This is a genomic window from Paractinoplanes tereljensis (assembly GCF_016862435.1).
Taxonomy (GTDB): domain Bacteria; phylum Actinomycetota; class Actinomycetes; order Mycobacteriales; family Micromonosporaceae; genus Actinoplanes; species Actinoplanes tereljensis.
This window is the reverse complement of record NZ_BOMY01000005.1, coordinates 1-23,032: the sequence shown is the minus strand read 5'-3', so window position 1 is coordinate 23,032 and position 23,032 is coordinate 1. Positions and strand designations below refer to the sequence as shown.

Sequence of the window (23,032 nt, the reverse complement as noted above, 5' to 3'; positions counted from 1 at the left end):
CCGGAAGCTGAGGTAGATCCCGGTGAACGACCACGAGGTCTTCGAACACCTGTACGAAAAGCGCCGACCAGGCCGGCTGCGGGCCGCGCTCGCGGCGGTCCTGGCCACCACCCTCGTCCTGACCATGTCGCAGCAACCGGCTTCGGCGTCGCCCGCCGCGAAGCCGAAGCCGCCGAAGGCGAAGCCGATCGCCAGCGTCCCGGTGACCGCGGCGAAGGCGGCCGCCGCCGTCGCGCCCAAGGGCGGCAAGCCGGCGTCCGACCAGCCCGCGCCCAAGTGGCCGGCCGCCGGTGCCGCCGACTTCGACCTGAGCGGGACCGCGTCGCTCGCCAAGAAGGCGGACACCCTCCCGGTCCAGGTGCGATCGACCGGTAAGGGGGCCGGCAAGGTCCGCGTCTCGGTCTACGACCGGGCCGCCACCCAGAAGGCCGGCGTCCGGGGTGTTCTGCTCGACGTGCACCGCACCGACGGGGTCACTGCCGCCGGTAACGTCGACGTGAGCGTCGGCTACCAGTCGTTCCGCACCGCCTACGGCGCGGACTGGGCCAACCGCCTCCGGCTGGTCAGCCTGCCCGCCTGCGCGCTGACCACCCCGGGTGCGGCCGGCTGCACCGGCACCCCGCTGGCCAGCAAGAACGACTCCCAGGCCGGCACCGTGAGCGCCACCGTGAAGGCGAGCGCGGCCACCACCCTGGTCGCGCTGGACGCGGCCGCGTCGGGTGCGTCCGGCAGTTTCTCGGCCACCTCGCTGCAGGCGTCGTCGGCCTGGTCGGCCGGTGGCAACGCGGGCAACTTCTCCTGGTCGTACCCGATGCACGTGGTGCCCTCGCTGGGCGGCCCGGCCCCGGCCATGGGCCTGTCCTACTCCTCGCAGTCGGTGGACGGGCGGCACGCGGCCAGCAACAACCAGCCGTCCTGGATCGGTGAGGGTTTCGAGTCCTGGCCCGGCTTCATCGAGCGGCGTTATCGCACCTGCTCGGAGGACATGGACGACGACAACAACAACGACAAGGAGACCGGTGACCAGTGCTGGGTCACCGACAACGCCACGCTGAACCTGGCTGGGCACTCCGGTGAGCTGCTCTACAACGCCACCGACAAGTACTGGCACCTGCGCAGCGACGACGGCACCAAGGTCGAGCGGCGGACCGGCGCGGACAACGGTGACAACGACGGCGAGTACTGGGTCGTCACCACGTCGGACGGCATGCAGTACTGGTTCGGCCTGAACAAGCTGCCCGGCGCCGGTACCGAACGCACCCAGTCGACGTGGACCGAGCCGGTCTACGGCAACCACCCGGACGAGAAGTGCCACGCCGACGCGTTCAAGGACTCCTGGTGTCAGCAGGGCTGGCGCTGGAACCTCGACTACATCGTCGACCTGCGCGGCAACACCGCCTCGTACTGGTACACCAAGGAGACCAACCAGTACGCCCGGAACATCACCGACGCCGACGCCACCGAGTACGTGCGCGGCGGCTACCTGAACCGGGTCGCGTACGGCACCCGGCAGATCAGCGGCAAGGACAACCTCTTCACCGCCGACGCCCCGATGCAGATCACCCTGGGTGTCGCCGACCGGTGCCTGTCCTCGTGCTCCACCCATGACGCCGCGCACTGGTCGGACGTACCGTGGGATCAGGAGTGCACGAAGTCACCCTGCACCCATTACTCGCCCACCTTCTGGAGCACCAAGCGGCTCGCCACCGTCACCACCCAGGTCCGCAAGACCGGCGGCGGTTACCGCGACGTCGAGCGCTGGACGCTGACCCACTCGTTCCCGGACCCGGGCGACGGCACCCGGGCCGGCATGTGGCTCGACAAGATCGCACACCAGGGCTGGTCGGCCGCCGGTGTCGTCAGCACGCTGCCCGACGTGGAGCTCACCTGGGTTCAGCTGAGCAACCGGGTGGACACCATCGACCACTCGCCGGCGATGAACTGGATGCGCCTCACCAAGATCCGTACCGAGTCCGGCGGCACCATCAACGTCACCTACTCCGATCCGGAGTGTGTGGCCGGCACCAAGGTGCCGACCGAGCCCTCGGCGAACACCCTGCGGTGCTATCCGGTGCGCTGGACCCCGGAAGGCCTTAAGGACCCGGTCACCGACTACTTCCACAAGTACGTCGTGAAGACCATCTACGAGCAGGACAACACCGGTGGAGTGCCGCCGAACGGCAGCCCGCGGGTCGTGCACAACTACACGTACGAGGACCCGGCCTGGCACTACACCGACGACGACGGGATGATCGACGCCAAGGACAAGACCTGGTCGGACTGGCGTGGCTACCGCACGGTCACCGTCACCGCCGGTGACCCGGGCGAGCAGACCTCGACGACCAGCCGGTACTTCCTCGGCATGCACGGTGACAAGCTGCCGTCGGGCACCCGCACCGTCACCGTCACCGGGGCCGGGGTGCCGACGATCAACGACGAGGACGCGTACGCCGGCATGGTGCGCGAGTCGATCGTCAACAACGGCCCCGGCGGCGCCGAGGTCTCCCGCACCGTGTCGGAGCCGTGGCAGTCGGCTGCCACAGCGACCCGGACCATCAACGGGGACACCGTGGTCGCCCGCTATGTGAACACCCAGGCGACCTACAACCGGGTGGTCCTGGACGGCGGGCGCGGGGTCCGGGTGAGCGGTTCACGATCCACGTTCGACTCGCGCGGCATGGCGATCACCATCGACAACGCCGGAGATCTCGGCGTCACCGGCGACGAATCCTGCACGCAGAACACCTACGAGCCGCGCAACCTCGACGCCTGGCTGCTCGCCCAGGTGCACCGGTCGCGGAACTTCGCGGTGCCGTGCGCGCAGGCGACCAACCCGGCCACCCTCACCGAGGCCCAAGTGATCTCGGACGTGCGGTCCAGCTTCGACGGGCACGACTACGGGGTGGCGCCCACCTACGGCGCGGTCACCAAGACCGAAGCGATGTCGGCCTGGAACAGTGGATCGCCGACCTACCTCACGACCGGACGGGCGGACTTCGACGAGCACGGCCGGCCCCGGCATTCCTGGGATGCGCTCGACAAGCTGACCACCACCGATTACACCCCGGTCACCGACGGCCCGATCACCGGCACCGTGGTCACCAACCCGTTGAGCCAGACCGTCAAGACGGACATCGACCCGGCCTGGGGCAAGCCGCTGACGATCACCGACCCGAACGACAAGAAGACCGAGTCCGAGTACGACGGGCTGGGCCGGACCGTCAAGGTCTGGCAGCCGGGCCGGGACAAGGCGACCAAGACACCGTCGATCGTGTACGCCTACCAGATGCGCAACGACGCCGCGACCGTGGTGTCGACCGCCACGCTCAACGTCAACGGCGACTACGTCACCACCTATGCGCTGTACGACGGACTCATGCGCCCACGGCAGACCCAGGCGCCGTCGCCGTCCGGTGGGCGGTTGCTGACCGACACCTTCTACGACACCGCCGGCCGCAAGGTGAAGGAGTACGACCGCTACTACAACAGCGCCTCACCCGGCACCGACCTGGTCACCGCGACCGATCGCACCTTCGTGCCGAAACAGACCCGCCTGGTCTACGACGGCGCAGGGCGGGGGATTGCGACCATCTTCCAGCCGTACGACAAGGAGCGCTGGCGCACCACCGTCACCTACGGCGGTGACCGCACCGACGTTCTCCCGCCGGCCGGCGGCACGCCCAACTCGACAATCACCGACGCCCAGGGCCGGGACCGGATTGTCCGGGAGTACAAGGGCGGCACTATCGGCGGGGCGTACGACCAGGTCGCCATCCACTACAACGCCAAGAACCAGAAGGACCTGATCACCGACTACTCCGGGAACGAGTGGCGGTCCACGTTCGACCTGCTCGGGCGAGAGGTGACCAAGAGTGACCCGGACCGTGGCACGTCCACCCAGGCGTACGACAACGCGGGCCACCTGATCAGCACCACCGACCAGCGCGGAAAGGTGGTCGTCTTCCAGTACGACGCGGTCGGCCGGAAGATCGCCGAGTTCGACGACAAGGTGTCCGCGACCGCTCGCGCCCGCTGGACCTACGACACCGTCGCGAAGGGTCAGCTGACCCAGAGCATCCGGTACGTCGGGACGGCCGCGTACACCGAGAAGATCACCGGCTACAACGACAACTACCAGCCGACCGGCCGGGACATCACCATCCCGGCGACCGAGACCGGGCTGAACGACACCTACCACTTCGACATGGCGTACGGCATCGATGGCAGCCTGCTGTCGACCAGCTTCCCGGAGAAGGGTGGGCTGTCCGCCGAGACGGTCACCTACAAGTACGACGAGGCGCTCGGCCTCGGCAACCGGATGACGACCGTCTACGGCACCAGCGAGTACAGCTACGTCGCCGACACCGACTACAACGCACTCGCCGAGGTCGAGCAGTACGACCTCTACACCGGCTTGTACTCGAAGACCGGCAGCCACGTGTTCCAGAACTACAGCCGGGAACTGGAGACGGGCCGGCTCACCGAGATCCGCACCGACCGGGAGCTGATCTCGCCGTACACCGTCTCCGACGTCAAGTACTCCTACAACGCGGTCGGTGACGTCACCCAGGCACAGGACGTGGCTGCGTCGGGCGGCACCGACACCCAGTGCTACAACTACGACTACCTGCGCCGGATGACGCAGGCGTGGACCCCGGCCGCCAACGACTGTGCCGCGGCTCCGACCACGGCCGGCCTCGGCGGGCCGGCGAAGTACTGGCTGTCCTGGGAGTTCGACAGCGTCGGTAACCGGACCAAGGAGACCGACCGGTCGACCGCCACGACTCGCACCACCGACTACAAGTACCCGGCCGCCAAGGCCAGTCAGCCGCACGCCCTGCAATCGACGTCGACCACGGTCGGCACCGGCGCCGCCACGACGGCTGCCTACGCCTACAACACGACCGGTGACATGACGTCGCGGCCGGGCGCCAACGGCACCCAGACGATGGACTGGGACAGCGAAGGCCGTCTCACCAGCGTCACTGACACCTCCGGCACGACGACCTACCTCTACAACGCCGACGGCACCCGGCTGATCAGCCGGGACGCCAAGGGCAAGACGCTGTACCTGCCGGGCATGGAGATCCGCTTCACCGCGGCCACGTCGGCGCGGACCGGAACCCGGTTCTACACCTTCGGCGGCAACACCATCGCGTCCCGGGTTGCCACCGGCTTCACCTGGCTGACCGCGGATGCCCGCGGCACCGCCCAGGTCGCGGTCGACCCGAACACCCAGGTGGCTCAGGTGCGGCGGACGACGCCGTTCGGTACGCCCCGCGGCACGGCCGTCACCTGGCCCAACAACAAGGGATTCGTGGGTGGCGATGCCGACCCGACCGGCCTGACCCACCTGGGCGCCCGGGAGTACGACCCGGCTCTGGGCCGATTCATCTCAGTCGACCCGATCTGGGACATGACCGATCCGCAGCAGTGGAACGGTTACTCGTACTCCAACAGCAGCCCGGTCACCTTCGGCGACCCCACCGGCACCCGGATGGACCCCGACGAGCCCGGTTGCACCCCCGGTCCCGGCGGCAACTGTGGCGTCCCGGCCCCACCGGCCGGCCGGCCGCCGGTCGGCGGCAGCTCGACCTCCCAGTCGGACCTGATCCGGGAACTCGGCCCGAGCACCCCGGCGGACGGCAGCACCGCGGCTCACGACACCGCCATCGGGCTGCGCGTGCTCGACCTCCAGCGTCTTTACAAGGGCGCCTGGATCACGGTGAATCTGGGGCAGAAGGGCGGCGCCGACCTGGTGTGCTGGAACTGCTCCACCAAGGCCGGCGGCCCGGCGGAGGTCTGGGTCTGGGAGATCAAGGCAGAAAAGCAGAAGGACAAGGCCCTGGACAGCCTGAACAAGGGCATGACCTGGGCGTACGGTCACACTCTCTACAACGTGTTCGCCAAGGGCTCGGCTCTTCCGGTCCGGCCGGGGCAACCGTTCCCCACCCCGAGCGCCTCCGTCAGCCAGGGGAAGTACAACCAGATAGTCACGGTCTACTCCGACCCGGACGCGACCGTCTCGAATCCCACCGGCATCGAGTACTACCGGACTGACGACTTCGACGAGATGGTGCCGGCCGGGCATCATTACCACCAGCAGAAGGAGGCGGCGGTCATGGCCAACACCCAGGCAGAACTGGACACCAAGCGGCACGTGACCAAGGCCGCCGATACGGTCGGCGTCAAGGACGATCCGGTCAGCGGCTGGGCGATTGCCGGCGGCATCGGGGTGGCGACCGCGGCCGGCGGCTGGGCGCTGTGCACCTGGGCCTGTTCCACCGTGGCCGGCTGGCTCGGCTTCGGCGGCACGACTTCGACTGTAGTTACCGGTACTGGTGCGGGCGGCGGAGCGGCTGCCGAAGCCGGCGCGGGTGCTTCGGTGCCCGAGCTCGTCGGCGCGGGTGTCGGCGGCTGATGTCGGTGCGAAGCGGAAAGAAGACCGAGTGACACACGAACGTTCTGGTGTGATGCTGACGCTCCCGGCCGAGCCGGGCCGGGAGCGTGCGGTCCGGGCGGCCCGGCTCTGGTTCGAGCGGTGTCCCGACCGGCTGGGGGGCGAGTTCGCCGCCACGGTGCGGGACAACCCGCCCCCGCCGGACCGGATCCACCTGTCCCAGTTGAGTCCGGGTGACATCTGGGCCACGGTCGGGACGACGATCCAACCGCCCGGTGACTACGAGGGCGAGCCCCTCGAATGGGACGCGCCGTACTCGGCGGCGTCCTGGCAGGAGTTGCTGCGCAAGCTCGGTGAGTTGCCGTCGGTGGCGGCCTTCGGGGCGTCGACGTGGAGCGCTCGTGGCTGGCACGGTCCACCCTCGTACACCGTCGACATGGGGATCGACTACGGCTTCGTCGAACTGGGCAGCACCATCGACGACGCCCTGGCCAACGACCCGGCCGGCCAGCGACGCGTGCTGGCCGCGGTCCGCGAGGTGGCCGAGGTCGCCAACCCGGTCGCGGTGGCCGTCGCGACGAACTTCAAGCGCATCGAGACCCCGCTCGAACGGGCCCTGAACCGCTTCCAGGGCCGGGCTGAGGCCGGTTCGTGGCTGCGGAACTACGGCTGGCTGACCGTGCTGAGCGACGAGATGACCGAGCGGGTCGGCGGCCTGCACCGGCTCCGGTCCAGCGGCGCGTTCGTGGAGGTGGAACCGCTGGCCGCCGGCGGCACCTGGCTGGTGGCCACCGACACCTGGGACGAGTACGGCCCGGAACAGGCGAACCGGCTGTTCGAGCTGCTGGCCCCGGTCCTGCCGCCGGGCCGGCCCCAGTTGACCCAGTTCGGGGCGCCGGTCACCCCGGGTGGCGAGCTGGTACGGACCGCGTTGCCCAACGTGGTCGCCGAACGTGACCCGCGAGAGATCACCGGTTAGGGCTTGCGGGCGACCCCGCAGTAAGCGGAGAGGATCAGGCTCGGGTCCGGGTCGTCCGGCGCCGGTCGCCATTTCGGCAGCTGGACCTGGCCCGGCTCGACCAGTTCCAGACCGGTGTAATAGGTGGCCAGCTGCTCCGGCGTACGCAGATGTTGGTTGGTCGGCATTCTCTTGTTGAGGCCGGCCGCGGAGGTGGCGACGTTGGCGTCCGCGCTGATGTCCAGGGCGGTGTCCGAGTGGGCGAGGTAACTGCCGGCCGGCAGCGCGTCGAGGATCTCCCGGACGATCCGGCCGGGGTGATCCTCGTCCGGAATGTACTGCAGGATCATCAGGAACAGGACCGCCACCGGCTGCCCGAAGTCGAGCGTCCCGGCCGCCTCGCGCAGGATGCGGCCGGTGTCGCGGGCGTCCGCGTCGATGTAGGCGGTCGTGCCGGTCTGGCTGGTCAGCAGGGCCCGGGCGTGAGCCAGCACGATCGGATCGTTGTCGACGTAGACGACCCGGCTGTCGGCCGCCACCTCCTGCGCGATCTCGTGGGTGTTGCCGGCGCTGGGCAGCCCGGTGCCGATGTCGAGGAACTGCCGAACACCGGCCTCGGCCGCCAGGAAGCGCACGGCCCGCCGCAGGAACGCCCGGTTGGCCCGCACCCCGGGCAGGATCTTCGCCCCACCGGCCAGCGCCCGCTCCCCGGCCACCCGGTCGGCCTCGAAGTTGTCCTTGCCCCCGAGCCAGTAGTTGTAGACCCGAGCCGGATGCGCAACGGTCGTGTCGAACGGGAATTCGGTTCTCGACAACACGGCCTCCTCGGTGTTCGGCAATCGCAGCGTATCTTTCCGTGCCGGCCGATCAATGTCACGTCGACAATGGACGGACGTGGTCAGGCCGAAAGGTCGATGACGGTGCCCACTCCCTCGGCTCGGGCCCGGTTCAGCAGCAGGCAACGTCGACCTGGCCGCCTCGCTGGCCTTCGCGCACGTGGCGAGCGGCCGCCAGCCGTCCCTGACGCTGCTGGCCGACGTTCTCCCGGCCGACCGTTAACGCCCGTTCGGTTGAGCCCGTGGGAAGTTGATCGTCGTACCCTCTTGATCGGCCCAGAGGCGGAAGGACCCCATGGCTGTGAGAGATCGCCGGGCGTGGTCCGGCTGGGTCGGCGAAATGTCCATGCGGTACCTCTGGCGCCCCCGGCACAGCCGGGACGACGATTCCCCCGCGATCAACTGGATCGGCATCGCCCTGGGCGCGGCCATCATCCTCGGGCTCGGCGCGCTGGTGTTCGCCGTCTTCCGCACCGACGACGACTCCCCGGCGACCCCGGTCACCCTGCCCACGCTGTCGGTGGCCGTGCCGGGCGACTACCCCTCGGCCCCGGTCTCCCTGCTTCCGTCACCCGCACCGTCCCCCTCATTCCCGCCGGTAGTGGTGCGCACTGCCCAGCCGCCGTCGCCCGCCGCAAAGTCCAAGGCGGCGCCCCCGGTCTGGGAGGAGAAGGTCATCGCCAGCACCAGCACCCTGACCACCGGCCAGAGCTGGTCCACCAACCGGCTGTCGCTCACCGTCACCGCCGGCGGCAACCTGGTGCTGACCGACCAGGGCCGCACGGTCTGGCAGACCGGCACCACCACCGGCGTAAAGCTGGTCATGCAGAACGACGGCCACCTGGTCCTCTACGACGCGGCAAACGCCGGCGTCTTCAGCAGCCACACCGAGAACAACCCCGGCGCGGTCCTGATCCTGCGCGCCGACGGCAACATGGTCATCGCCCTGAACGGCCGCACCCTCTTCCAAACCCGCACCGGCGACTAGGACCGCAGCGCGTTCTCGATCGCCGGGTCGGGTGGGGAGGTGACTGCCGGCGGGCGGTTGCGCACCGCGTCCCACGCTGCCTTTCCGCTGGCCAGGTAGTCGCGAATGGACTTGTTGGTGCGCAGCGTCCACGAGCAGTGGCACGGGGCCACCACGCCGTCGGCGTCGATGTCGAGGTGGCGGCAGAGCGTCACGGCCCGGTCGACGTGGTACGACTGGGTGACCACCAGCGCGCGCTTCACCCCGTAGACATCGCGGGCCCGGATGCACGTGTCGTAGGTGTCCAGGCCGTGCGGGTCGCCGACGATCCGGTCAACCGGCACGCCCAGTGACACCAGGTACGCGGTCATCGCGGCCGGCTCGTCGCCGGACCCGCCGTTGCCGTCGCCGGAGACCAGGAGCACCCGGGCCTTCCCACTGCTCACCAGGTCGGCGGCGGCTTCCAGGCGACCGCGCAGCCGGGGCGACGGTTCGCCGTTCACCACTTCGGTGCCCAGGACGATCGCGACATCCGCGGCGGGTGCCTTGCTCACCGCGTACACATGGCCTTGTGCGGACAGTGACGTCCACGCCCAGGGTGAGCTGACGGCAAGGACCGCGGCGACAGCCGCGACGGCCACCCGTTTGATCTTCATGGCGTCCTGAGCTTAGCTACCCCGTGCGAGGGCAGTAGCTGATATACATCGATGCCATGGGGGAACGATGACAGTCGACATCCGGCCGCGCTCGAACTGGGCCGCGTACGTGCCGCATCCGCAGCGGCGGCACGCGTCCGCGCCGCCCCGGCCGAGCGCGAGCCCCTGGGATCCGGTCGGCGGCGTGTTTCTGCACCATCGCGGGGCGGCCGACGCGGCCGCCACCAACTACGCGTCGGAGACCGACTGCCTGCGTGACATCGCGGCGATCTACGCCGAGGACGTCACCGGGCCGTGCGGGGACATCTCGTTCAACTTCCTGGTCTGCCGGCACGGCCTGATCTACCAGGGCCGCGGCTACGAACGCGGCGAGGCCAACGGCGACGGCGCGGTCGACACGATCGACCGCAACGGCGGCTTCTACTCGATCGCCGGGCTGATGCGGGCCAACCACGCCGCCAGTGAGCTGATGCTGCGATCGCTGCGCGACCTGGTCCAGCACCTGCGCGACGAGGCTCCACGCAAGACCGGCACCCGGATCCTGCCGCATTCCTTCGGGGTCACCACCGACTGCCCGGGCAACCTCCTGGTGTACGCCCAGCCGGGCTCGACGATCGACCCGGCCGCGCCCTGGAGCGGGCCGGCCGACCTCAACGTCTTCGCCGCGCAGCGCTGGGTCAACGCCACCTACGCGAGCGCGCCGGGTTACCTGCGCTGCCTGGAGGACGGCCGCACCGGCTGGCAGACCGTGCTGTCGCTGACCCAGGGCCTGCAGTTCGAGCTGGGCATCACGCCGACCGTGCAAAATTTCGGGCCGGGCACCTTCGCGGCGGTCAAGAACCGCAACACCCTGCCGGCCGCCGAGCTCAACCCCAACCTGGTCCGGATCGTCAACGCGGGCCTCTGGTGCAAGGGCTACCCGGCCGGCACCGAGGGCACCTGGACCGCCGAGTCGCAGAACTCTCTGGAGCGGCTCTTCCGCGACGCCGGCGTCGACTACGGCAACCCGGGCTGGCCGCACATCTGCAAGGGCCTGCTGCGGATGGACCAGTACCGCCTGGTCTCCGGCGGCGACCTCACCGTGCAGCGGGTCCAGCAGCGGCTCAACAACCGGTACGTGGTGGGCCTCGCCATCCCGGCGATGACCCTGGTGCCGTGCGACGGCCGCACCTCCCGCGACCTGCAGAACGGCCTGCTGATGGCCATGCAGTACGAGGTGGGCATCCCGCTGGCGTCGATCAACGGCTATTTCGGGGCGGGCACCCAGGCCGGCCTGAAGACCAAGGGCTCGGTCGTGCCGCTCCCGGCCGACCTGCGCTACCTGTTCCGGGCCGCCTGCTACGTCAACTCCCCGGTCCCGCCGGACGTCGCCTACCTGGGCTCCGACCTCGACACCGACGCCCAGACCGACACCCATCTGGCCTGGCTGCGGGCGTTCCAGCAGTTCACCCAGATCCCGGTGACGGCCACCAACGACTTCACCACCTGGGCCGAACTCCTGGTCGCCAGCGGTGACTCGGCCCGGCCGGCCACCGCGACCGACGGCATCACCGAGATCACCCCGGCCCGCGGCCAGGCGCTGTTCGGGGCCGGTTACCGCCTCGTCGGCCGCTATCTCGACGAGCATCTGCCGCCCACCGACCCCTATTACCTGGGCAAGGCGCTCAAGCCCGGCGAACCGCAGGCGATCCTGGACGCCGGGCTGCGGCTGTTCCCGCTCTTCCAGTACAACGGCACGGTCCTCGCCAACTTCACCTACGACAAGGGCTACGACCAGGGCACCATCGCGCACGCCAAGTCGGTCGAGCACCGGCTGCCGGCCGGGACGTGCATCTACTTCGCGGTCGACTACGACGCCCTGGACGCCGACGTCGACACCAGCATCAAGCCGTACTTCGAGGGCGTGAAGGCGGCCCTGGCCGCGGCCGGCAGCCGTTACACGTTCGGCGTCTACGGCTCCCGCAACGTCTGCACCCGCATCTCCCGCGAGGTCGGCGCGACCTGGTCGATGGTCGCCGCGATGTCCTGGGGTTACTCCGGCAACCTGGGCGTGCGGATGCCGGAGAACTGGTCGCTGAACCAGATCCGGGAGTACGCCTTCCAGACCGGCTGGAGCCTCGACCACGACGTGTGGCGCGACGGCAGCGACCCCGGTGTGTCCATTCTCGACCAGATCCAGGAGGCCTGATGGTCACCCGCCGGGCACTGATCGGCGCCACCGCCGGCGCCGGTGTCATAGCTATGACTCCCGGGACGGCCCAGGCCGCCGCCACCTCGCAGAACGGCTGGCGGATCGACCCTTCCCAGGTCGCCGCGCACCGGATCGAGGGGTCACGCGCGGTGGTGGAGCTGCACACGGGCGCGGCCGCCGCCGTACTCCTGCATGTGGCCCGCCGCTGGCATTACGAGATCGCCCCGCTGGACACCGGCGAGGGCGGCGGCATCGCCGCCTTCAGCACCGACCAGGCGGTCGGCGCCAAATTCGAGACAACCTACCTTTCCGGTACGGGCATCGCACTGCACCCGCACGCCTACCCGCTCGGTGGCAGCGAGCAGCTGTGGCCGCACCAGGAGGCGATCGTCCGTGACATCCTGGCCGACCTGGAGGGCACCGTGATCTGGGGCGGCGACCTGACCCCGCCGAAGGTGTCGCACTTCCACGTGGCGGCCGCCCCCGGCGACGAGACCCTGGAACGGGTGGCCGCGCTGGTCGAGCGAAAGGCGGGCGCGGTGGCCGACCCGGCCGCCCGCGAAGCTTAGGAGAGCCGCCCGGGGTGATCGCCGAGCAGCGCCGCGCCGAGCGGGGTGATCGTGTGCAGCACCGCCTTGCCGACCCGGCTGGTGTGAATCAGCCGGGCCTCGCGCAGCACCGCCGTGTGCTGGCTGACCGAGGCCGCACTCACCCCGACCCGGCGGGCCAGTTCGGAGGTGGTGCTGCCGTCCCCGATCGACTCCAGCACCGAGGTGCGGGTCTGCCCGATCAGCGCGGACACCGCGGCACCGGACGTCGGCCGGCCGGCGATCAGCGCCGGGTCCCGAGGCACCGGGTAGACCAGCACCGGTGGCAGCGCCGGGTCACGCAGCACGTCGGGCTGGCCCCAGGAGAAGTACGACGGGACCAGCCACAGCCCGCGCCCGTCGAGTTCCACGGTCTGCTCGAACGGCGTCTCCACCTCGAGCACCGGCGAGTCCCACCGCATGATCGGCCGGAAGCTGTCGAGCAGCCCCTCGTAACCGTCGTCGAGCAGAGCCCGGGCGCGCCGGGACCGGTCGGCCTCGATGTGCGCCTGCGCCTCGGCCCAGAACGGTGCCACCACCGCCTGATACTGCGATTTCATCGCGGCGGCCAGGCGTTGCAGCACCGGCCGGTCGCCCTCGGCGAGCTTGCGCATCCACGACGGTGTCGGCTCGCCCAGCCGGCTGAGCTCGACCATGTCCTGCATGAGCCGGGTCTTCGGGGTGGACAGCAGCGCCTCGATGCCGTCGGCCATGCCCTGCCGGCCCTCGGCCGGGGTGAGGAAGTCGGGGTAGTAGCGGCCCCGGATCAGCGGGATCAGGATGTCGAGGTCGGGCCGCCGGGCCGCGCGCACCGCGTGCTCGCGCCACGGCCCGAAGATCGGGGCCGGGCCGGGTCGCTGGAGGCGGAAGACACTGAACACCGTCTCCCACATCGGGTCCGGCTCATTGGCGATCCGGACTCGCCCGATGTCCTCCGGCGTGAAGATGATGCGCAGCACGTCGGCTCCCGGGGCTTATCGTTCTGCCCGGAGCTTAGCTCGGTGATCTGAGCAGCAAAAAAGCCGAGCCGCCGCCGCACATGCCCACGGCTGGGACGATCCCCCGTTTTTCAACCGCCACAACAGTGAGTAGGCCCGGTGGCCGGCTCGACCCACTGACGATTGCCGCACGAAGCCACTTGCAACAAGACATTTAATGCCTCGCTGAATAGTTAAGACGCCGAACTGTCCGGTTTCGTAGGCTTCCGGTGGCCGTTGTCCGATCCGCCAAATGGCTCGGGAATGTGCCGGGTCGTCAGCACCGGTTCGTGGTAACCGTTCGGCTTCTGCCGCTTCGGCAGGACCACCTTCTCCGGCGAAAGCGGTCGATAGGGGACGTTCGCCAGCAAGTGGGTGAGCACGTTCAGCCGGCCGCGCTTCTTGTCGTCGGTCCGGGCGATGAACCACGGCGCCCAGGCCGTGTCCGTCGAACGGAACATTTCGTCCCGGGCCCGCGAGTAGTCATACCAGCGCGAGTACGACTTCAGATCCAGCGCCGAGAGCTTCCAGACCTTGCGCGGGTCCTCGATGCGGTTCTGCAGCCGGCGGGTCTGCTCCTCGGGGCTGACCTCCAGCCAGTACTTGAGCAGGATCACCCCGGAGTCCACGATCGCCCGCTCCGCCTCGGGGACCGCCTGCAGGAACTGTTTCGACTGCTCCGGCGTGCAGAACCCGAGCACCGGTTCCACCCCGGCCCGGTTGTACCAACTGCGGTCGAAGATGACGACCTCGCCGCCCGCCGGCAGGTGCGGAAGGTAGCGCTGCATATACATCTGGGACTTTTCCCGCTCGCTCGGGGCGGGCAGCGCGATCACCCGGAAGACGCGGGGGCTGACCCGCTCGGTGACGGCCTTGATGGTGCCGCCCTTGCCCGCGGTGTCGCGACCCTCGAAGACCACGCAGACCTTCGCGCCGGTGGACTTCACCCATTCCTGCATGGCCACCAGCTCGCCGTGCAGGCGGCGCAGTTCGTGCTGGTAGTCCTTCTCCTTCATCCGTGGCATGAGCCACGGTCACACACGGCGACCGGCCTTTTCCTCACCCGTCGTGGATGGTTTCACGCGGCAGGCGATGGCCTGGTTCGGCGGGGATAGGGTCGGCTGATGCTGACTCCGCTGGTGGTCGCGCCGATGGCCGGCGGGCCGACGACCGCGGCTCTGGTGCTCGCCGCTGCCCGGGCCGGGGCGACCGGGTTTCTCGCGGCCGGTTACAAGACGCCCGAGGCGGTCGAGGCCGAGCTGCGGGCGGTGGCCGGCCAGCCGCACGGTCTCAACATCTTCGTGCCGGTCCCAGCTCCGGCCGACCCCGCACCCCTTGAGGGTTACCGGCAGTTGCTGCGGGTCGAGGCCGACCGCTACGAGGTTGAGCTACCCACGCTGCGGCTGACCGACGACGACCATTACGCGGCCAAGATCGAGCTTGCGGTCACCTACCGGGTGCCGCTGGTCAGCTTCACCTTCGGCGTACCGGATCGGGCCGTGGTGACCGCGCTGCGCGACGCCGGCACCGCCGTACTCATCACGGTGACCTCGGCCGAGGAGGCCCGCTCAGCCCTCGCCGCGCGGCCGCAGGCGTTGATCGCCCAGGCCGGCTCGGCCGGCGGGCACGCCGCCACCACCAGCCCGGACCGCTACCGCGGCACCACCACCGCCGTTGAGGTCCTGGCCGCCGTGCGGGCGGTCAGCGACGTCCCGGTCGTCGCGGCCGGCGGCACCGCGACCGCCGCCGACGTGCACGCCCTGCTCGGCGTGGGGGCCGCCGCGGTGCAGTGCGGCACCGCGTTCCTGCTGGCCGACGAGGCCGGCACCCGCCCGGCCCAGCGCGCCGCCATGCTTGCCGGCGCGGATGGCGAGCACCGCGAGACCGTGGTGACCCGGGCGTTCACCGGCCAGCCCGCCCGCGCCCTGCGCAACCGCTTCACCGACGCCTATTCGGCCGCCGCCCCGATCGGCTACCCGGCGATCCACCACCTGACCGCGCCGATCCGCGCCGCGGCGGCCGCTCGCGGCGACGCGAGTGCGCTCAACCTCTGGGCCGGCGCCGGTTTCGCCGCGGCCCGGTCGGCGCCGGTGGCCGACCTCATCGATGCTCTGAAATAGTTCGGCCCGGCTGACAACCGGCCGGGAGGCCGTCCCCGTCCAAGAGGTGACGGAGCTACGGAGGGCTGGGGCGATGCGGGTTGGTGCGGACGAGGATTACGTGGATTACGTCAAGGCGAAGATTCCTGCGCTGCGGCGGCTCGCGTACGTCCTGGCCGGCGACCCCCATCGTGCCGACGACCTGGTTCAGCAGACCATCACCACGCTGTTCGTGAAATGGCGGCGGGCGCAGACCGCCGACAACCTCGACGCGTACGTGCGAACCATGCTGGTGCGCACGTTCCTGGACGAGAAACGCCGAGCGTGGGCGCGGGTAAGGCTGTTCCGGGATACGCCCGAACCGCCCCCTTATGAGGAGGGCGGAGCCGAGGATCGAGAGGTTGTCCGCGCCGCGCTGGGGCAGGTTCCCCGGCGGCAGCGGGCCGTGCTGGTGCTGCGGTTCTTCTACGACCTACCGGTTGAGGAGGTGGCCGGCGCGCTCGGCTGCTCCGCCGGCACGGTCAAGAGCCAGACCGCCCGCGGACTGGCCACCCTGCGGCGGCTGCTCGGTGCGCCCGAGGCCGCCCTGAAAGAGGAGCCGACAATTGCCTAGCGAAATCGATCTGCTGCGGTCCCTCACCGACGAACCGCCCGCCCCGTCCACCGTCGACATCGATCAGGCCATCACGGTCGGGCGCCGCCGCAACCGGCGCCGGGCCGTGGGTTACGCCGGGGTCGCGGCGCTCACCGTGGTCGCGGTCGCCGGCGTCGCGGTCGTCAACGCCCGCACCACGCCGACGCCGAACGTCGTGGCGACGAAGAAGCCAACGGCAAGCGCCAAACCCAAACCCGCTTACACCATTCCCGGTACGGCGGGGTGGACCGCTCCGGTCGCGGCCGCCCCGACGAGCTGCACGATCGAGAAGTTGCCGACGCCCGACCACGAGCCGATGGCGCTGATCGGCGGCGGCGACCCCACCGGGTCCTACTACGTCGGCCGCACCTATCCCAAGGGCGGCGGCTACCAGGCCGTCATCTGGCACGACGGCTCGGTCAAGAAGGTGATGCTCCCCGGCGACTCGGAGGAGTCGATGACCGACGTCAACTCGTCCGGCGACGCGATCGGCTGGAGCTACCTCAACGACAAGCAGGTGCCGTTCGCGTACGTGAACGGCAAGGTCGTGCAACTGCCCGGCGTGAAAGCCGGCAACGCGGCCGCGATCAACGACGCCGGCGCGATCGTCGGTGTCGACGCCGGCTCACCGGCCGGTGACACCGCGTCGAGTGCCCTGGTCTGGTCGTCGGCCACGGCGAAACCGTTCAAGCTCCCGGTCCCGGCCGGGACGAAGTCGTCCACCGCCTCCGACATCGACGAGGACGGCACCACGGTCGGCGACCTCGACCTGAAGACGCCGTACGTCTGGTTCCCCGACGGCACCCACCACGACCTGCCGCTCCCGTCCTACCAGGGCAAGAAGGCGGCGAGCGCCCGGGTGTTCTCGATTCGCAACGGGATCGCGATCGGCGTGGCCGACGAGAAATCGGAGGAGGAGCGGCTCGGGGTGTCCGGGGTCATGTGGGCGACCCGGTGGAACGTGCGCACCGGCGAGGTCGAGGTCGTCGATCAGTTCGACATGCGGCCGGACGCGGTCAACGCGCAGGGCTGGATGGTCGGCATCAACAAGTCGGGGTACGCGATCCTGGCCGTCGACGGTCCCACCATGAAGCTGCCCATGCTGGCCGACCACAAGCCGGGCAACCTCACCAACATCCCGAACAGCATCAGCGACGACGGCCGGACCATCGGGGGTCAGTCGGACGACGCGAAGGATGTCATCCAGGCGGTGCTATGGCGCTGTAAGTAGTTACCCCGGCACAGGGGCTGCTCAGCCACCTCACAGAAAACCGACGCACAGTAATAGCAGCTACCCCGTTCGGTAACTGGAGGAAAGATGCTCGCCCTCGTCAGCCTGGTACTGCTGTTGCTGCAACTGCTCCTGGTGGTTCGCGCGGTGCTCGACTGGTCCGTCGTGCTGGCCGGCCCGACCACGGCCGGCTCGTTCCGGCACCGTTTGACCTCCGGCGTGACCGCGGTCACCGAACCGATTCTCGCCCCGGTCCGCCGGATCATCCCGCCGCTGCGGGTCGGCGGCATGTCGATCGACCTGGCCTTCATCATCGTGTTCTTCGCGATCGTGCTGGTCCGCTCGCTTATCGCCTGACCTTTTCGATAATCCGGGCCGGTGGTGCCTCATCCCCCGAGGGGGATGCGCGAGGCGCCACCGGCCCGGATTCTGTATGTATGACTGCGCAGTTCACCGCCGACGACTACGCCCATCGCATGCAGCGGGCGGTCGAGTCCGCGACCACCGCCGGGCTGGCCGGGGTGCTGGTCGGCATCGGGCCCGACCTGGCCTGGCTCACCGGTTACAAGCCGACCGCGGTGACCGAGCGGCTCACCCTGCTGCTGCTCACCCCCGACCGGCCGCCGACCCTGGTGGTGCCGGCCCTGGAACGACCCGACGCGGCCGCCGCGCCCGGCGCGCCGGCCCTGGAGTTGCTCGACTGGTACGACGCCGCCGACCCCTATCACGTGGTCGCGCCGCTGCTGCGCCCCGGCGGCCGCTACGGCATCTCCGACTCCACCTGGGCGATGCACCTGATCGGCCTGCAGGAGGCGCTGCCCGGAACCAGCTACCACGCGCTGTCGGTGTGCCAGCCGATGCTGCGGGCGATCAAGGACCAGCACGAACTGGCCCGGCTGACCGCGGCGGGCGCGGCCGCCGATGCGGCCTACGGCGAGATCCTGGGCGTACGCTTCGCCGGCCGCCGGGAGACCGAGGTGGCCGCCGACCTGGCCGCCCTGCTGCGCAAGTTCGGTCACGAACAGGTCGACTTCACCGTGGTCGGCTCCGGCCCGAACGGCGCGAACCCGCACCACGAGGCGGGCGACCGGGAGATCCGGCCCGGCGACGCGGTGGTGCTCGACTTCGGCGGCCTGCTCGACGGCTACGGCTCGGACACCACCCGCACGGTCACCGTGGGCGAACCGGACGACGAGGTCCGCGAGGTGCACGCGATCGTCCGGCGGGCCCAGCAGGCCGCGTTCGCGGCGGTCAAACCGGGCGTGCCGTGCGAGGAGATCGACTGGGTGGCCCGGCAGGTGATCCGGGACGCCGGCTACGGGGAGTACTTCATCCACCGCACCGGCCACGGCATCGGCGTCACCACCCACGAGCCGCCGTACATGGTGGCGGGGGAGAAGCAGCCCCTGGTCCCGGGCATGTGCTTCTCCATCGAACCGGGCATCTACCTGCCCGGCCGCTTCGGCGTCCGGATCGAGGACATCGTCACGGTGACCACGGCCGGCGGCCACCGCCTCAACAACACCGACCACGGCCTGGCCGTCGTGTCCTAATCCTGAAGTGCGGCGGGGCGCTGCCGATGGACGTGCGTGACGTACCTCGCGCTGCCGCGCCCGCCGGGCTTCAAACCCCGGCATGCCCGGAAGACCAACAACCTCAAGAGGTACGCGATCTCGGGTGCCGCCGCGGCCGTGGCGGTGGTCGTCACCACGCACCCGTGGTCGACCGAGCCCGCCGCGACGGCCGGCACCCAGGCCCCGGTCACGGTGTTCGGCGAGGCCCGGGCGTTCTCCTGCGCGCAGGCCAGTTCCTACGGCCACCCGGCCGGAACGGCCTGGAAGCTGAGCTTCACGCTGGCCAACCCGGCCACCGAGAAGGTCACCTACTACCTGCACTGGTCGCTGGCCGACGCGAGCCGCACCGCGGTGGCGACCGGCGTGGCCACCGTCAAGGGCGTCGACGCCGGTGCCACGGTCACCAAGTCCGGCACCTACACCGTCACCACCGGCGAGACCGCCGCCTCCACCAAGGTCGCCGTCGGCGACAAGCTCACCTGCCGCCTCGACCAGGTCCAGCGCCTGGCCGGATGACCACGGGAGGTCATCCGGCCGGCGCGGGTTACTTCGCCTGGGTCAGGTCGTAGACGGTGCTTCCGCCCACGGTCGTGGCCGTGTAGTTGTCCTCGACCCACTGGCTGATCGACGAGCTGCCGCCACCCCGGCCGCCGCCACCGCCCATGCCGCCACCACTGATGTAGTAGTGGATGTCGCCGGCCTTCACGTAGGCCTGGAACTCGGCGAGTGTCGGGGACGGGTCGCTGCCGGTGAAGCCGCCGATCGCCATGACCGGCTTGCCGCTGGTCAGTTGCAGCGGGGCCGCCTGCATCGAGCCGTTGGTGGCCGCCGCCCAGCGGTTGTCGGTGGCCTTGAGCAGCGCGACCAGCTCGGAGTTGGCCTGCCCGCTGCCTCCGCCGCCGAAGCCGCCACCGGTCCGGCCGCCACCGCTCGGCGCGTTGCCCGGCCCGTTCCCACTCCCTTGGCCGGTGCCGTTGCCGTCGCCCTGCTCGCCGCCGGGGAATCCGCCGCCGGGGAAGCCACCCTGCGTGCCGCCGCCGGGCATTTCGCCGCCGCCGGGGAATCCGCCGCCGGTACGTCCGCCGCCGAACCCGCCACCGCCCCGCCCGAAGCCGCCGCCGGACGACACCCCGGACGGCCCGGACGTCGGCGTCGATCCGGTGTGCGAGGCACCCGCGGTGCCGACGCCCCAGGCCGCGCTCGCCGCCCCGGTGGCGCCGACCGCGACGGCCGCCACCAGCACGACCCCACCCCGGCGCAGCAGCCTGCCCGGGATGAGCAGCGCCGCACCGGCCAGGATCCCGGCGACCAGCACGATCCACCGCAGTGCCGGTGCCCACGAGACCCGGCCGAGCAGCTCGAAGTCCCAGACCCCGGTCACCACGACCATCGCGGCCAGACCGACCCGGGCCAGGATGTTGTCCTTCCATCCCCACAGCACCCGGGCACCGATGGCGACCAGGGCCGCGATGCCGGGAGCCAGCGCGATCGCGTAGTACGGGTGCACGGTCCCGCTCATGAAGCTGAAGGTCAGCCCGGTGACCACGGTCCAGCCACCCCAGAGCACGGCCGCGGCCCGGGTGCGGTCGGTGCGCGGTGCTTTCGCCGTACCGATCAGAAGCGCGACAAGCGCGACCAAAGCGGCCGGCAGCAACCAGGAGATCTCCATCCCGAAGCTGTCGCCGAACATCCGGGTGATGCCGGTCGAGCCGCCGAACATGCTGCCGCCACCACCGCCACCGCCACCGCCGCCACCACCGCGGTTGCCGTCCCCGCCGAAGATCCGGCCGAGGCCGTTGTAGCCGATCGCCAGCTGCCAGAGCGTGTTGTTGGTGGAGCCGGCGATGTACGGCCGCGAGTCGGCCGGCCACAGCGACACCAGCAGCACGAACCAGCCGCCCGAGACGATCAGCGCGAGACCGCCGATCAGCAGGTCCCGCAGTCGCTTGAGGATGCTGGTGGGCGCCGCGATCAGGTAGACCAGCGCGAACCCGGGCAGCACCAGGAAGGCCTGCAGCATCTTGGTGAGAAAACCGAAGCCGAGGAGTACGCCGACCAGCGCCAGCCATTTCCAGGACGCGGTCTCGACCGCCCGGACGGTGGCGTAGGCGGCCCCGACCATCAGCAGCACCAGCAGTGCGTCCGGGTTGTCGAAGCGGAACATCAGCACCGCGACCGGCGTGAGCGCGAGGGTGGCCCCGGCCAGCAGCCCCGCCACCGGCCCGAACCAGCGGCGCACCGCCGAGTAGAGCAGCGCCACGCTGGCCACGCCCATCAGCGCTTCCGGCACCAGCAGCGCCCAGCTGTTCACCCCGAAGATCCGCATCGACAGGCCCATCACCCACATCGCGGCGGGCGGCTTGTCGACGGTGATGGCGTTGCCGGCGTCCAGCGAGGCGAACAGCCACGCCTTCCACGACTGCGAGCCGGCCTGCGCGGAGGCCGCGTAGAACTCGTTCGCGAAGCCGGAGGCGGACAGGTCCCACAGGTAGAGCACGGCGGTGCCGGCGAGCAGAACCCACAGCGCGGGCCGGGCCCAGGCGGGATCTCCGAGCCAAGAGCGCCGCCGGGGCGACGGCTCCGCGCTCTCGACGGCCGGAGGTGGTTCGAGGGTCAACGTCATGGTTGCCACTTTTGCCGGAGGTGCTACGTGGACTCTAGGAGCAACCTGTGAGGCGGCTGTAGATCTATGCTGAGATTACGCGGGTATTACGCCGGATTTGAGCACCCGTAACGCGGTCGAAACGGTCACCGCCATCGCCACTCGCGCGGACGCCAGATAACGACGCGGATCGATGAGATCGGGCTCGTCCCCGAGCGTAGCCCGAACCGTCCCGGTGAACGCGGTATTCAGGGCGGTCCCAATGTTGATCTTCGCCATCCCCCCGCGCACGGCCCGGGTCAGCTCGTCGTCGGGCACCCCCGAGGAGCCGTGCAACACCAGCGGAACGGGCACGACAGCGGCCAGCCGGGCAATCAGCTCGTGGTCGAGGCGAGCGCTGCGGGTGACCATGGCGTGCGACGACCCGACCGCCACGGCCAGCGCGTCCACCCCGGTAGCGGCGACGAACGCGGCGGCCTCACCCGGGTCGGTGCGGGCCCCTTTCGCGTGCGCACCGCCTTTCCCGCCGATCTCCCCGAGCTCACTCTCCACCCAGAGCCCTTGCGCCCGGCAGTTCCGAACCGCCGCCGAGGTGGCGGCCACGTTCTCGGCGTAGGCCAGCCGAGAGGCGTCGTACATGACCGACCCGAACCCGTTGGCGGCCGCCTGCGCGAGGAGCTCGTCCGACTCGACGTGGTCCAGATGCAGGGCTACCGACACGCTCGAGGCGGCCGCGATGGCCCGGGTGGCGGCCGCGATCGGCGCGAGCCGCCCATGATGAAAACGCACCGCGTTCTCACTGATCTGCAGAATCACCGGCAACCGAGCCTCTTCGGCCCCCGCCACGATGGCCTCGGCATGCTCGATGGTGATGACGTTGAAGGCGCCAACCGCACCCCCGCCGGCCAGCGCGGCAGCAACGAGTTCACCGGTGGGTGCGAGCACGGGAGCCTCCTGAGATTTCGGCCGGGCCGACGCGGTGGGGGAGCGGGGTGGCGGTGGCGAACGTCTGGCGGTAGACGTCGTGGTTGAAGGCGCCGGCTTCCGGGGTCGCGACGGCCGCGGCCGAGAGGGCGACGGCGTCGGCGAGAAGCTCCGGCCAGGCGGTGCGGTCGCGCAGCCCGCGGGCCAGCGCCGCAACGCAGGCGTCACCCGCCCCGGTCGGATTGCCGTCGAGCGCAACCGGTGGAACGCACTCCCAGACCTCGTCCTCCGCGATCGCTAGCAGCCCCGCCGCCCCGCGCGAGACGACAACGGGCCCGCTGGCGACCGCCCGCACCAACTCAACAAGATCGGCGAAACCCGCGCCGGCCCGCTCTG

18 protein-coding genes are annotated in these 23,032 nt (G+C 70.2%); 11 read left to right on the top strand and 7 right to left on the bottom strand.

Features of this window, described 5'->3' with window-relative positions:
- Positions 1-22 precede the first annotated feature (22 nt).
- Both Ate02nite_RS04505 and Ate02nite_RS04500 read left to right on the top strand, forming a co-directional pair.
- Complete coding sequence (locus tag Ate02nite_RS04505; protein ID WP_203799084.1) at positions 23-6,421, top strand: RHS repeat domain-containing protein; 6,399 nt, start codon at positions 23-25, stop codon at positions 6,419-6,421.
- Between the two features lie 49 nt (positions 6,422-6,470).
- The gene (locus tag Ate02nite_RS04500) at positions 6,471-7,379 is read left to right on the top strand and encodes a hypothetical protein (protein ID WP_203799080.1); all 909 of its coding nucleotides are present in this window, start codon (positions 6,471-6,473) and stop codon (positions 7,377-7,379) included.
- On the opposite strand, the gene Ate02nite_RS04495 is transcribed toward Ate02nite_RS04500, so the two are convergent.
- Positions 7,376-8,176, bottom strand: coding sequence for an SAM-dependent methyltransferase (locus Ate02nite_RS04495; protein WP_307873272.1), 801 nt, complete (start codon positions 8,174-8,176; stop codon positions 7,376-7,378). The genes Ate02nite_RS04500 and Ate02nite_RS04495 overlap by 4 nt on opposite strands.
- A gap of 313 nt (positions 8,177-8,489) precedes the next feature.
- Between Ate02nite_RS04495 and Ate02nite_RS04490 the strand changes: the two genes are divergently transcribed.
- Positions 8,490-9,182, top strand: coding sequence for a hypothetical protein (locus Ate02nite_RS04490; RefSeq protein WP_203799072.1), 693 nt, complete (start codon positions 8,490-8,492; stop codon positions 9,180-9,182).
- Here Ate02nite_RS04490 and Ate02nite_RS04485 read toward each other — a convergent pair.
- Entirely contained in the window at positions 9,179-9,817 is a 639-nt protein-coding gene (locus Ate02nite_RS04485) for a SanA/YdcF family protein (protein ID WP_203799070.1), read from the bottom strand. The two genes, Ate02nite_RS04490 and Ate02nite_RS04485, sit on opposite strands and share 4 nt — an antisense overlap.
- Before the next feature lie 67 nt (positions 9,818-9,884).
- On the opposite strand from Ate02nite_RS04485, the gene Ate02nite_RS04480 reads away from it, so the two are divergent.
- Together Ate02nite_RS04480 and Ate02nite_RS04475 are read left to right on the top strand one after the other, a co-directional pair.
- Entirely contained in the window at positions 9,885-12,005 is a 2,121-nt protein-coding gene (locus Ate02nite_RS04480; protein WP_239147121.1) for a glycoside hydrolase domain-containing protein, read from the top strand.
- Positions 12,005-12,577, top strand: coding sequence for a hypothetical protein (locus tag Ate02nite_RS04475; protein WP_203799062.1), 573 nt, complete (start codon positions 12,005-12,007; stop codon positions 12,575-12,577). Before Ate02nite_RS04480 ends, Ate02nite_RS04475 begins: the two co-directional genes overlap by 1 nt.
- Here the strand turns inward: Ate02nite_RS04475 and Ate02nite_RS04470 are convergent.
- Entirely contained in the window at positions 12,574-13,554 is a 981-nt protein-coding gene (locus tag Ate02nite_RS04470) for an ArsR/SmtB family transcription factor (protein WP_203799060.1), read from the bottom strand. The two genes, Ate02nite_RS04475 and Ate02nite_RS04470, sit on opposite strands and share 4 nt — an antisense overlap.
- 212 nt (positions 13,555-13,766) lie before the next feature.
- A complete protein-coding gene (gene ppk2, locus Ate02nite_RS04465) occupies positions 13,767-14,588 on the bottom strand; it encodes a polyphosphate kinase 2 (RefSeq protein ID WP_239147120.1) in 822 nt (273 codons plus the stop codon).
- Positions 14,589-14,696: 108 nt separating this feature from the next.
- Between ppk2 and Ate02nite_RS04460 the strand changes: the two genes are divergently transcribed.
- The 6 genes from Ate02nite_RS04460 to Ate02nite_RS04435 all read left to right on the top strand — a co-directional run bounded on the left by Ate02nite_RS04460 (position 14,697) and on the right by Ate02nite_RS04435 (position 19,626).
- Positions 14,697-15,692 (top strand): nitronate monooxygenase, encoded by a 996-nt coding sequence (locus tag Ate02nite_RS04460; RefSeq protein WP_203799056.1) that lies wholly within the window; start codon positions 14,697-14,699, stop codon positions 15,690-15,692.
- 73 nt (positions 15,693-15,765) lie between these two features.
- Positions 15,766-16,284 carry a SigE family RNA polymerase sigma factor gene (locus Ate02nite_RS04455; protein WP_203799047.1) on the top strand — a complete coding sequence of 173 codons (519 nt, stop codon included), beginning with the start codon at positions 15,766-15,768 and terminating at the stop codon, positions 16,282-16,284.
- Positions 16,277-17,536, top strand: coding sequence for a hypothetical protein (locus Ate02nite_RS04450; protein ID WP_203799045.1), 1,260 nt, complete (start codon positions 16,277-16,279; stop codon positions 17,534-17,536). Before Ate02nite_RS04455 ends, Ate02nite_RS04450 begins: the two co-directional genes overlap by 8 nt.
- Before the next feature lie 87 nt (positions 17,537-17,623).
- Entirely contained in the window at positions 17,624-17,893 is a 270-nt protein-coding gene (locus Ate02nite_RS04445) for a YggT family protein (protein ID WP_203799043.1), read from the top strand.
- Positions 17,894-17,973: 80 nt separating this feature from the next.
- On the top strand, positions 17,974-19,089 hold the full coding sequence (locus Ate02nite_RS04440) for an aminopeptidase P family protein (RefSeq protein WP_203799041.1): 1,116 nt from the start codon (positions 17,974-17,976) through the stop codon (positions 19,087-19,089).
- A 36-nt stretch (positions 19,090-19,125) separates the two neighbouring features.
- On the top strand, positions 19,126-19,626 hold the full coding sequence (locus Ate02nite_RS04435) for a hypothetical protein (RefSeq protein WP_203799039.1): 501 nt from the start codon (positions 19,126-19,128) through the stop codon (positions 19,624-19,626).
- 28 nt (positions 19,627-19,654) lie between these two features.
- Here the strand turns inward: Ate02nite_RS04435 and Ate02nite_RS04430 are convergent, their stop codons facing one another.
- The 3 genes from Ate02nite_RS04430 to Ate02nite_RS04420 all read right to left on the bottom strand — a co-directional run.
- Positions 19,655-21,733, bottom strand: coding sequence for an ArnT family glycosyltransferase (locus tag Ate02nite_RS04430; RefSeq protein ID WP_203799037.1), 2,079 nt, complete (start codon positions 21,731-21,733; stop codon positions 19,655-19,657).
- Positions 21,734-21,808: 75 nt separating this feature from the next.
- Positions 21,809-22,657 (bottom strand): class II fructose-bisphosphate aldolase, encoded by an 849-nt coding sequence (locus Ate02nite_RS04425; protein WP_203799035.1) that lies wholly within the window; start codon positions 22,655-22,657, stop codon positions 21,809-21,811.
- Positions 22,638-23,032: PfkB family carbohydrate kinase (locus Ate02nite_RS04420; RefSeq protein ID WP_239147119.1), on the bottom strand; the 395-nt coding region annotated here is incomplete at its 5' end. The genes Ate02nite_RS04420 and Ate02nite_RS04425, both read right to left, overlap by 20 nt.

Excerpts from the sequence above, each read along its gene's own strand:
- Ate02nite_RS04490 (WP_203799072.1), top strand. The coding sequence starts at position 8,490 with ATGGCTGTGAGAGATCGCCGGGCGTGGTCCGGCTGGGTCGGCGAAATG.
- Ate02nite_RS04485 (WP_203799070.1), bottom strand. The coding sequence starts at position 9,817 with ATGAAGATCAAACGGGTGGCCGTCGCGGCTGTCGCCGCGGTCCTTGCC.
- Ate02nite_RS04480 (WP_239147121.1), top strand. The coding sequence starts at position 9,885 with ATGACAGTCGACATCCGGCCGCGCTCGAACTGGGCCGCGTACGTGCCG.
- Ate02nite_RS04475 (WP_203799062.1), top strand. The coding sequence starts at position 12,005 with ATGGTCACCCGCCGGGCACTGATCGGCGCCACCGCCGGCGCCGGTGTC.
- ppk2 (WP_239147120.1), bottom strand. The coding sequence starts at position 14,588 with ATGAAGGAGAAGGACTACCAGCACGAACTGCGCCGCCTGCACGGCGAG.
- Ate02nite_RS04460 (WP_203799056.1), top strand. The coding sequence starts at position 14,697 with ATGCTGACTCCGCTGGTGGTCGCGCCGATGGCCGGCGGGCCGACGACC.
- Ate02nite_RS04455 (WP_203799047.1), top strand. The coding sequence starts at position 15,766 with ATGCGGGTTGGTGCGGACGAGGATTACGTGGATTACGTCAAGGCGAAG.
- Ate02nite_RS04445 (WP_203799043.1), top strand. The coding sequence starts at position 17,624 with ATGCTCGCCCTCGTCAGCCTGGTACTGCTGTTGCTGCAACTGCTCCTG.
- Ate02nite_RS04440 (WP_203799041.1), top strand. The coding sequence starts at position 17,974 with ATGACTGCGCAGTTCACCGCCGACGACTACGCCCATCGCATGCAGCGG.
- Ate02nite_RS04430 (WP_203799037.1), bottom strand. The coding sequence starts at position 21,733 with ATGACGTTGACCCTCGAACCACCTCCGGCCGTCGAGAGCGCGGAGCCG.